This window comes from Streptomyces capoamus (assembly GCF_014654935.1).
Classification (GTDB): Bacteria; Actinomycetota; Actinomycetes; order Streptomycetales; family Streptomycetaceae; genus Streptomyces; species Streptomyces capoamus.
In genome coordinates this window covers 131,610-134,817 of record NZ_BNBF01000010.1, presented here as the reverse complement: position 1 = coordinate 134,817, position 3,208 = coordinate 131,610, and the positions used below count along the sequence as shown (strand labels likewise).

Here is a 3,208-nt window from a genome sequence, read left to right as displayed (position 1 = left end):
GCCGTCCAGGGACAGCCGGACCTCGCCGCCCTCGGCCACGCAGACGGTACGGCCGTGATCGGCGGCCGTCAGCTCCGCCCGGCCGGTGCAGCCGCCGGCGGACCGGGTGGGCGACGGCGTCCCGCCGCGGGGCGGTGCCGACACCTTGTCGCTGCTGCCGGTGCCCTGCTGGGAACCGCAGCCGGCCAGGATCAGCGCGGCGGCGGCGAGGGCGAGGGGCGTCGTACGGCGCATGGGGTCCGCCTTTCTGCAGAGGTGCTGGTGCAGATGGGACGTACCACCGGCGCGGCCGGATCCCCCGCCGTCACGCCCAGAGCTGGCCCTGCAGTGTCGCGATGGCCTCCTCGGTGGTGGCCGCGGTGTAGACGCCCGTGGACAGGTACTTCCAGCCGCCGTCGGCGACGACGAAGACGATGTCGGCGCTCTCGCCCGCCTTGACGGCCTTGCGCCCGACCCCGATCGCCGCGTGCAGGGCGGCACCGGTGGAGACGCCCGCGAAGATGCCCTCCTGCTGCAGCAGCTCCCGGGTGCGGGTGACGGCGTCGGCGGAGCCGACGGAGAAGCGGGTGGTGAGGACGGAGGCGTCGTACAGCTCGGGGACGAAGCCCTCGTCGAGGTTGCGCAGGCCGTAGACCAGGTCGTCGTAGCGCGGCTCGGCTGCGACGATCTTCACGTCGGGCTTGTGCTCGCGCAGGTAGCGGCCGACGCCCATGAGGGTGCCGGTGGTGCCCAGGCCTGCCACGAAATGGGTGACCGAGGGCAGGTCGGCGAGGATCTCCGGGCCGGTGGTCGCGTAGTGGGCGCCCGCGTTGTCGGGGTTGCCGTACTGGTAGAGCATCACCCAGTCGGGGTGCTCGGCGGACAGCTCCTTGGCCACGCGCACGGCGGTGTTGGAGCCGCCGGCGGCCGGCGAGGAGATGATCTCGGCGCCCCACATGCCGAGCAGGTCCCGGCGTTCCTGCGAGGTGTTCTCCGGCATCACGCACACCATGCGGTAGCCCTTGAGCTTGGCCGCCATGGCGAGGGAGATGCCGGTGTTGCCGGAGGTGGGCTCCAGGATGGTGCAGCCCGGGGTGAGCCGGCCGTCCTTCTCCGCCTGCTCGATCATGTGCAGGGCGGGGCGGTCCTTGACCGAGCCGGTGGGGTTGCGGTCCTCCAGCTTGGCCCAGATCCGGACCTCCGGGGACGGCGACAGCCGCGGCAGGCGCACCAGAGGGGTGTTGCCCACCGCGGCCAGCGGGGAGTCGTAGCGCATCGCTGCTCGGTGACCGGTCAGCGCATGCCGCCGGCCACGGCCGGCAGGATCGTCACGCTGTCGCCGTCGGACAGCTTGGTGCTGATGCCGTCGAGGAAGCGGACGTCCTCGTCGTTCAGGTACACGTTGACGAAGCGGCGCAGCTGCTCGCCGTTCGCCTCGTCGATGAGGCGGGCCCGGATGCCCGCGTGCCGGGTCTCGAGGTCGGCGAACAGCTCGGCGAGGGTCTCGCCGTTGCCCTCCACCGCCTTCTGACCGTCTGTGTACTGGCGGAGGATGGTCGGGATGCGGACCTCGATGGCCATGGCTCAGGGCTCCTGTCGGAAGGTGTCGTCGGTTCGGTCAGGCGCGCGCGGCACCGGGCGGCGCGCCGCGGCTCACGGCCGGACGGCGGCAGCGGGGTCGGTCAACAGATGGCGCTGTTCAGCCTGCACAGGTCGACGTGCAGCCGCGCCACGAGCAGCGTGCCCGGCGCCTTGTCGCTCACGTCGAGAAGAACCATGGGCTCATCGTATCGATTCCCGGACCGCGTCCCGGAGTGTGATTCCGCATGCCGGACGGATTCCGTCCGGTGGTCGAGATCAGTAGGCCTGCACGACCTTGACCTCCTCCTCCGTGACCTGGCCGTCCACGATCCGGTAGGAGCGGAACTGGAACTCGCCGAGGCCGTCGGTGTCGGCGGTGGAGACCAGGACGTAGTGGGCGCCGGGTTCGTTGGCGTAGGAGATGTCGGTGCGCGACGGGTAGGCCTCGGTGGCGGTGTGGGAGTGGTAGATGACCACCGGGTCCTCGTCGCGGTCGTCCAGCTCGCGGTAGAGCTTGAGCAGGTCGCCCGAGTCGAACTCGTAGAAGGTCGGCGACATCGCCGCGTTCAGCATGGGGATGAAGCGCTCGGGGCGGTCCGCGCCCGCCGGGCCCGCCACCACGCCGCACGCCTCGTCGGGGTGGTCCTTGCGCGCGTGGGCGACGATCTGGTCGTACAGGGCCTGGGTGATGGTCAGCATGGGGGTCAGGATAAGCAAAGGGGCCGTCCCGTACCGAGGGATGGTACAGGACGGCCCACATGCCGGACGTCCTGAGCGGCGGCCGCCGGGGGCGCCACGAGAGCTCCAGGCGGCCGGACGTCCTTTCCGGGGGACGGTCAGCGCTTGCGGAAGGCCGCGGCCTCCGGGTTGCGGCGCTTGAGCACCAGGTAGGCGACGCCGAGGATCAGGGCCCACAGCGGCGCGCAGTACAGCGAGACCCGGGCGTCCTTGTCGATGCCCATCATCACGATCACCATGCCGATGAAGGCGAGCGCGAACCAGCTGGTGAACGGGGCGCCCGGCGCGCGGAACTCCGAGCGGGGCAGTTCGCCGCGGTCGGCCTTGGCGCGGTAGCGGAGCTGGCAGAGCAGGATGACGATCCACGCCCACATGCCGGAGATGGTCGCGAAGGACACCACGTAGTCGAACGCCTTGCCCGGCCACTGGTAGTTGATCCAGACGCCGACCAGCATCAGCGCGGCGGAGCACGTGGTGCCGACGAGCGGGGTGCCGCTGGGCGTCAGCTTGGTGAAGACCTTCGGGCCCTGGCTGTTGAGCGCGAGGTCGCGCAGCATGCGGCCGGTGGAGTACATGCCCGAGTTGCAGGACGACAGCGCGGCGGTGAGCACCACGAAGTTGACGATGCCCGCGCCGGCGGCGAAGCCCATCTTCTCGAAGGCGGCCACGAAGGGGCTCACACCCGGGTGGAAGTTGGTCCACGGCACGACCGACAGGATCATGATCAGCGCGCCGACGTAGAAGACGGCGATGCGCCACGGCACGGTGTTGATCGCCTTGGGCAGCACGGTCTTGGGGTCCTTGGACTCGCCCGCGGTCACACCGACCAGCTCGACGGCGAGGAAGGCGAACATGACCATCTGCAGGGTCATCAGCGTGTTGCCGACACCGTGCGGGAAGAAGCCGCCGT

At 70.5% G+C, this 3,208-nt stretch carries 5 protein-coding genes and 1 pseudogene; all 6 read right to left on the bottom strand.

All coding sequences use genetic code 11. The features are described from left to right. Window positions 1-234 (bottom strand): annotated as a pseudogene (locus IE312_RS40610) (hypothetical protein); the annotation flags it as partial. 70 nt (window positions 235-304) lie between these two features. Continuing rightward, window positions 305-1,255: a PLP-dependent cysteine synthase family protein gene (locus IE312_RS17830; protein WP_189982916.1), complete on the bottom strand. Its 951-nt coding sequence runs from the start codon at window positions 1,253-1,255 to the stop codon at window positions 305-307. 17 nt (window positions 1,256-1,272) lie between these two features. Continuing rightward, the gene (locus tag IE312_RS17825; RefSeq protein ID WP_189982914.1) at window positions 1,273-1,560 is read right to left on the bottom strand and encodes a MoaD/ThiS family protein; all 288 of its coding nucleotides are present in this window, start codon (window positions 1,558-1,560) and stop codon (window positions 1,273-1,275) included. 101 nt (window positions 1,561-1,661) lie between these two features. Next, a complete protein-coding gene (locus tag IE312_RS44140; RefSeq protein WP_019065921.1) occupies window positions 1,662-1,757 on the bottom strand; it encodes a putative leader peptide in 96 nt (31 codons plus the stop codon). A gap of 79 nt (window positions 1,758-1,836) precedes the next feature. Further along, window positions 1,837-2,259, bottom strand: coding sequence for a M67 family metallopeptidase (locus tag IE312_RS17820; protein ID WP_189982913.1), 423 nt, complete (start codon window positions 2,257-2,259; stop codon window positions 1,837-1,839). 137 nt (window positions 2,260-2,396) lie between these two features. Continuing rightward, window positions 2,397-3,208: amino acid permease (locus tag IE312_RS40605; RefSeq protein WP_229899994.1), on the bottom strand; the 812-nt coding region annotated here is incomplete at its 5' end.

Bases quoted from the DNA above. Each gene is read 5' to 3' on its own strand.
- IE312_RS17825 (WP_189982914.1), bottom strand. From the start codon at position 1,560: ATGGCCATCGAGGTCCGCATCCCGACCATCCTCCGCCAGTACACAGAC.
- IE312_RS44140 (WP_019065921.1), bottom strand. From the start codon at position 1,757: ATGGTTCTTCTCGACGTGAGCGACAAGGCGCCGGGCACGCTGCTCGTG.
- IE312_RS17820 (WP_189982913.1), bottom strand. From the start codon at position 2,259: ATGCTGACCATCACCCAGGCCCTGTACGACCAGATCGTCGCCCACGCG.
- IE312_RS17830 (WP_189982916.1), bottom strand. From the start codon at position 1,255: ATGCGCTACGACTCCCCGCTGGCCGCGGTGGGCAACACCCCTCTGGTG.